Here is a 6,000-nt window from a genome sequence, read left to right as displayed (position 1 = left end):
GGTCCGAAGACAGACCCGCCCGGCCCCGGCCGGTGCTCCGCTGAGCCGTGGCTACTTCTTCGGCAGCCACTTCTTCCAGATGTCCGGGTGCTTCTCCACCCAGCGCTTGCCCGCCTCGTCGGCGGACAGGCCGTCGGAGGCGATCATCTCGGAGACCTCGTTCTGGTTTTCCTTCGTCCAGTGGAAGTTCTTCAGGAAGGCCGCGGCCTCGGAGCCGCCCTTGGCGAATTCCGTGTTGAAGAACTTCTGGAGGGGGGTCGTCGGATAGGCGCAGTCGACGGACGCGGGGTCCTTCGCGCCCTTGTCCGCGCAGGCGTCGGTGTACTCGGGGAGTTTGACCTCGACCATCGGCACCTGGTTGAACAGCCACTGCGGCTCGTACCAGTACGTCAGGAACGGCTTCTGCTGCTTGGCGAACTGCTGGATCTGGGTGATCTGCGCCGCCTCGGAACCGGCGAAGACGACCTCGTAGTCCAGCTTGAGGTTCTTCACCAGCGCCTTGTCGTTGGTGACGTAGGACGGCGAGCCGTCCATCAGCTGGCCCTTGCTGCCGCTCTCGGAGGTGCGCAGCTGGTCGGCGTACTTGTTGAGGTTCTTCCAGCTGGTGACGTCCGGGTGCTTGTCGGCCCAGTACTTGGGGACCCACCACCCGATGTGGCCGGTGACGCCGTTGCCGCCGCCCGCCGTGATCGTCTTCTTCTCCTTGACGTAACGCTTCTCCTGGTCCGGGTGGCCCCAGTCCTCCAGGATGGCGTCCACCCGGCCCTGGCTGAGCGCGTCCCAGGCCGGGATCTCGTCCACCTGGACGGTGTCGACGTGGTAGTCCAGCTCGTGTTCGAGCAGGTACTTGGCCACCGCGACATTGGCCTGCGCGCCGACCCAGGTCTGGGTGGACAGCGTCACGGATTTGGCGCCGCCGGGCGCCTGGAAGGGCGAGCCCTGCTTGGTCATGTCGGCCTTGCCGCAGCCGGAGAGGGCGAGCAGCGTCGCCCCCGCCAGCACCGCGGCACCGGCGACTCGTATACGGGTACGGGACATGGTCAGGCTCCCTTCCCCGTGGTGCGGCGTTGCGTCGGCTGGGTGACCCGGTCGAGCATCAGGCCCAGGCAGACGATGGCCACACCCGCGACCAGCCCGAGGGCCAGGTCGCCGGTCGCCAGGCCGGTGACGACGTCGTAGCCGAGCGCGCCACCGCCCACCAGGCCGCCGATGATGACGACGGCGAGGACGAGGACGACGCCCTGGTTGACGGCCAGCAGCAGCGCGGGCCTGGCCAGCGGGAGCTGGACCTGCCGCAGGGTCTGCCAGCGGGTGGCGCCGAGCGAGCGGGCGGACTCCATGGCGGCCGGGTCGACCTGCCGCAGGCCCTGGGTGGTGATGCGGATGACCGCGGGCAGCGCGTACACGACGGCGGCGGCAGCGGCCGGGGCGCGGCCCACGGCGAACAGCGCGACCACCGGAATCAGGTACACGAACTGCGGCATGGTCTGCATGACGTCCAGGACCGGGCGCAGGATCGCCTCCAGGCGCTTGCTGCCCGCGGCGAGGACGCCGATGCCGAAGCCCAGCACCAGGGTCACCGCGAGGGCGGCGAGGACCTGGGAGAGGGTGTTCATGGAGGGCTTCCAGACGCCCAGGACGCCGATGGCGGCCATCGCGAGCGTCGCGGTCAGCGCGGTGCGCCAGGTGCCGATCAGCCAGGCCAGCGCGGCGACGATCAGCAGCGCGCCCCACCAGGGCAGCGCCGTCAGGCCGTCGCGCAGCGGGTCCAGGACCCAGGAGGTGAAGTGCGCGGCCCAGTCCGCGGTGCCGCCGACGACCGGGACGCCGGAGTAGAGGTGGTCGACCATCCACTCCTTGAAGTCGTTGACCGGGCGGGCGATGGCCACCGTCCAGCCGGACGGCCAGACGGTCGAGCCGGCCAGCCGGCCCGCGACGGTCACCAGCGCGGTGAGGACGGCGATACCGGCCCAGGCGCGCCGGCCGCGCAGCAGCTCGGGGCCGCGGGCGGCCGGGTCGGCGCCCATCCGCTCGCCCGCGGCGGCGGTCGTACGGTCCATGACGATGGCCAGCAGCACGATCGGTACGGCGGCGGCGAGCGCGGCGCCGACGTCCACCGAGGCTAGGGCCTGGTAGACGCGGTCACCGAGGCCGGCGGCGCCGATCATGGAGGCGATGACGGCCATGGACAGCGCCATCATGATCGTCTGGTTGAGGCCGAGCAGCAGTTCCTTGCGGGCCAGCGGCAGGCGGGCGGTCAGCAGCCGCTGCCGGCCGGTCGCGCCGAGCGAGGAGACCGCCTCCAGGACGCCGGGGTCGGCGCCGCGCAGGCCGAGCGCGGTCAGCCGGGCCATCGGCGGAGCCGCGTAGACGACGGTGGCCAGCAGCGCGGCGGGCACGCCGATGCCGAAGACCAGCACGACGGGCAGCAGGTACGCGAAGGCCGGCAGTACCTGCATGGTGTCCAGCACCGGCCGCAGGATCTTGAACAGCCGCTCCGAGAGGCCTCCCGCCAGGCCCAGCAGCGCGCCCACGACGACGGAGGCGAGCACCGCCACGATCATCAGGGCGAGGGTCTGCATGGTGGGCAGCCACATGTCCAGGACGCCGCTGACGGCGAAGGAGATCAGCGCGGTCGCGGCGATCCGGACGCCCGCGACGCGCCAGGCGACGAGGGTGACGCCCGCGGTGACGCCGGTCCAGCCGAGCAGCAGCAGGAACTGGTAGACGGCGCGTACGGAGATGACGACGGCGTTGCTGAGGTGGCCGAGGAAGTACACGAACAGCGGGTGGCTGTCGCGGTTGTCGATGATCCAGTCGCTGGTCCGGCCGAGCGGGCCGGTGAGGTCGACGGTCAGGTCACTCGGCCAGGTGCCGCTGGACCACTTGGCGTGGGCGAGCGGTACGAGGACCGCCGCGGCGACGGCGAGGATGAGGATCTTGCGGAGGCCGCGGCTCTGGAGGGCGGCCCGCAGGGCGCCCTGCTGATCGGGCGCGGCGGTGGTGTGTGCGGTGGGAGTGGCGGCCGTCATGCGCGCCCCCGCTTCACCGTGCCGGCCGGGACCTGCATCGCCGCGGCGCGCTGGGCCTCGTGCCAGCGGTGCCGTACGGCGGTGCGGAGCCGGTCCGCCAGGGAGCGGGCGGCAGGGACACGCCGGGTACGGTTCCTGGTCGGCGGATCGAGGGTCCGTACCTGGGCGGGGGCGACCCGCACGGGCCGCCGCGTCGGGGGCCAGCCGGCCGCCGCGAGGACGGAGTCGGCGGTACTGGTATGCGCGGACATCAGGCAGCCACCTCGCCGGCGTCTATTCGGGCGACGACGTTGAGCAGGCAGGTGCTGTCCACGATGCCCAGGCAGCGCTTGCCGTCCATCACGCGGGCCGAGCCGCCGGAACGGGCGACGGCCTCGATGGCGTCGGCGACCAGGGTGTCCGGCGCCAGCGCGGCGCCCGTCTCCGACTCGCCGTCCTCGGCCGGGCGCATGGCACGCCGTACGGTCAGCACCTGTTCGCGCGGTACGTCCTGGACGAAGTCGCGGACGTAGTCGTCGGCCGGGGAGCCCACGATCTCCTCGGGCGTGCCCAGTTGAACGATTTTTCCGTCGCGCATCAGGGCGATCCGGTCGCCGATCCGCAGCGCCTCGGCGAGGTCGTGCGTGATGAAGACCATCGTGCGGCCCTCGTCCTCGTGCAGCCGGACGACCTCTTCCTGCATGTCCCGCCGGATCAGCGGGTCGAGCGCGCTGAACGGCTCGTCGAACAGCAGGACTTCGGGGTCCACGGCGAGCGCGCGGGCGAGCCCGACGCGCTGCTGCTGCCCGCCGGACAGCTGCCCGGGGCGGCGGTTCTCCAGCCCCGCGAGGCCGACCTTCTCCACCATCTCGGCGGCGCGCTCGCGGCGTTCGGCGCGGGGCATGCCCTGGATCTCCAGGCCGTACGCCACGTTGTCGATCACCGAGCGGTGCGGCAGCAGGCCGAAGTGCTGGAAGACCATGGCGGCGCGGCGGCGGCGCAGTTCGCGCAGCGTGGACTTGTCCATGGCGCGCACGTCCTCGCCGTCCATGTCCAGGCCGCCGCTGGTCGGCTCGATGAGCCGGGTCAGACAGCGCACCAGGGTGGACTTGCCGGAGCCCGACAGGCCCATGACGACGAAGACCTCACCCTTGTGGACGTCGAAACTGACGTCGCGGACGGCGGCCGTGCAGCCGGTCCGCTCGCGCAGCTCCTGCGCGGACAGACCGGTCAGCTCGGCGTCGTCCGGGACGCGCTCGGCCTTCGGGCCGAAGACCTTCCACAGGTTGCGGACGGAGAACACGACGTCCCGGGGGTCCCGGGGGTCTTCGGCCGGCGCGCTGTCGGCGGCCTCGCGGGGCTGGGGTATACCGGCTTCGGGGGCGGTGGCGGCCATCAGGCACCACCTCCCTGGGTCGGGGAGTCAACCAGCAGCTCAGCTGCCTTCTCCCCCACCATCAGCACACCGATCATCGGGTTCACGGCGGGCATCGTCGGGAAGACCGACGCGTCGGCGATGCGGATGCCGGACAGGCCGCGGATCTTCAGCTCGGGGTCGACGACCGCGAGCCTGTCGTCCGCGGCGCCCATCTTGCAGGTACCGGCGGGGTGGTAGACGGTGTGCGCCGCCTTGCGGACCAGCTCGCTGATCTGCTCGTCGTCGGTGACATCCGGGCCGGGGAAGACCTCGCGCTTGAGCCACTTCTTGAACGGCTCGGCCTGGGCGACCTTACGGGCCAGCTTGATGCCGTCCACGAGGGTCCTGCCGTCGTAGTCGCCCTCGTCCTCGAAGTACTTGAAGTCGAGTGCGGGCTTGACCTCGGGGTCCTTGGACGTGAGGTAGATCCGGCCGCGGGAGCGGGACTTGGGGATGTTCGGCGTCATCGACACGCCGTGCTCGGGGCGTTCGTAGCCCAGCCGCTCCGGGTTGTCGGTGAACGGGATCTGGTAGAAGTGGAACATCAGGTCCGGGCCCTTGTGGTCCGGGTCCCGCTTCACGAACAGGCCCGCGTCGGAGTCCATCGCGGAGTTGTCCGGGAGCGGCCCGTTGGTCTCCCAGACGATCACCGACTCCGGGTGGTCGATCAGGTTCTCGCCGACGCCCGGCAGGTCGGCCTTGCAGTCGATGCCCAGCGCCTCCAGGTCCTTCTTCGGCCCGATGCCCGAGTGCATCAGCAGCCGCGGGGTGTCCACCGCGCCGGCGCACACCAGCACCTCGCGCGCGGCCTCGACGTAGACCTCCTCGCCGTCCTTCGTCCGGACGTGCACACCCTTGGCGGTGGTGCCGTCCAGCTCCAGCTTCGTCGCCCAGGTCTCCAGCATCAGCGTGAGGTTGGGGCGGTCACCGGCCTCCAGGTGCGGATGCAGGTACGCGACCGAGGCGGAGGAACGCTTGTTGTTCTCCGGGTGGTACGAGAGGTCGAAGAAGCCGACGCCCTCGTCGAACGGCTGGTCGTTGAAGCCGACGACCTCGGGCACGCCGAGGGCGCTCTTGGTGGCCTCGATCCAGTCGGTGGCGATCTGGTTCTGGTCCTTCTTCGCCACCCGCACGATGTTGTTGCGCAGCTTGCCGAAGTAGGGGTCCATGTCCTCGGCGCCCCAGCCGGCGGCGCCCGCCGCCTCCCACTCGTCCCAGTCGGACGGCAGCGGCTTGAAGGAGATCAGGGTGTTGTGCGACGAGCAGCCGCCCAGCACCTTGGCGCGGCTGTGCAGGATGTGCGAGTTGCCGCGGGGCTGTTCGGTGGTGGTGTATTCGTAGTCCAGGTCGCCGCCGAGCAGGCCGAGCCACTTGCGCAGCGTCAGCACGTCCTCGCGGTCGATGTCGGACGGGCCGCCTTCGATGACGGCGACGCTGATGCCGGGGTCCTCGGTGAGCCGGGAGGCGATCACCGATCCGGCGGTGCCACCGCCGACGATCACGTAGTCGTACACGGGCATGAGGTGGTGCTCCTTCTGCAAAGTTCGTGCGAGCGTGGTGCGATGAACAGAC

General features: G+C 70.9%; 5 protein-coding genes. All 5 read right to left on the bottom strand.

Annotation, left to right across the window (positions count from 1 at the left end):
* Positions 1-51 precede the first annotated feature (51 nt).
* From ACFV57_RS20285 to ACFV57_RS20265, 5 genes are read right to left on the bottom strand one after another with little or no spacing between them, the layout of a single operon-like run.
* The gene (locus tag ACFV57_RS20285; RefSeq protein ID WP_385233819.1) at positions 52-1,038 is read right to left on the bottom strand and encodes an ABC transporter substrate-binding protein; all 987 of its coding nucleotides are present in this window, start codon (positions 1,036-1,038) and stop codon (positions 52-54) included.
* Positions 1,039-1,040: 2 nt separating this feature from the next.
* Positions 1,041-3,032: an ABC transporter permease gene (locus ACFV57_RS20280; protein ID WP_385233816.1), complete on the bottom strand. Its 1,992-nt coding sequence runs from the start codon at positions 3,030-3,032 to the stop codon at positions 1,041-1,043.
* Positions 3,029-3,283 carry a hypothetical protein gene (locus tag ACFV57_RS20275; RefSeq protein ID WP_385233812.1) on the bottom strand — a complete coding sequence of 85 codons (255 nt, stop codon included), beginning with the start codon at positions 3,281-3,283 and terminating at the stop codon, positions 3,029-3,031. The genes ACFV57_RS20280 and ACFV57_RS20275 overlap by 4 nt, the downstream gene beginning before the upstream one ends.
* Positions 3,283-4,407, bottom strand: coding sequence for a glycine betaine/L-proline ABC transporter ATP-binding protein (locus tag ACFV57_RS20270; protein WP_385233810.1), 1,125 nt, complete (start codon positions 4,405-4,407; stop codon positions 3,283-3,285). Before ACFV57_RS20270 ends, ACFV57_RS20275 begins: the two co-directional genes overlap by 1 nt.
* The gene (locus tag ACFV57_RS20265) at positions 4,407-5,948 is read right to left on the bottom strand and encodes a GMC family oxidoreductase (RefSeq protein ID WP_385233807.1); all 1,542 of its coding nucleotides are present in this window, start codon (positions 5,946-5,948) and stop codon (positions 4,407-4,409) included. The genes ACFV57_RS20270 and ACFV57_RS20265 overlap by 1 nt, the downstream gene beginning before the upstream one ends.
* Positions 5,949-6,000: the final 52 nt, after the last annotated feature.

It is taken from the genome of Streptomyces sp. NPDC059788, assembly GCF_042732265.1.
GTDB lineage: Bacteria > Actinomycetota > Actinomycetes > Streptomycetales > Streptomycetaceae > Streptomyces.
The sequence above is the reverse complement of the archived record's forward strand: the minus strand, read 5'-3'. Positions and strand labels throughout refer to the sequence as shown.

What these genes read in the sequence shown, in the direction of transcription:
- ACFV57_RS20285 (WP_385233819.1), bottom strand. Translation starts at nt 1,038, where the DNA reads ATGTCCCGTACCCGTATACGAGTCGCCGGTGCCGCGGTGCTGGCGGGG.
- ACFV57_RS20265 (WP_385233807.1), bottom strand. Translation starts at nt 5,948, where the DNA reads ATGCCCGTGTACGACTACGTGATCGTCGGCGGTGGCACCGCCGGATCG.
- ACFV57_RS20275 (WP_385233812.1), bottom strand. Translation starts at nt 3,283, where the DNA reads ATGTCCGCGCATACCAGTACCGCCGACTCCGTCCTCGCGGCGGCCGGC.
- ACFV57_RS20270 (WP_385233810.1), bottom strand. Translation starts at nt 4,407, where the DNA reads ATGGCCGCCACCGCCCCCGAAGCCGGTATACCCCAGCCCCGCGAGGCC.
- ACFV57_RS20280 (WP_385233816.1), bottom strand. Translation starts at nt 3,032, where the DNA reads ATGACGGCCGCCACTCCCACCGCACACACCACCGCCGCGCCCGATCAG.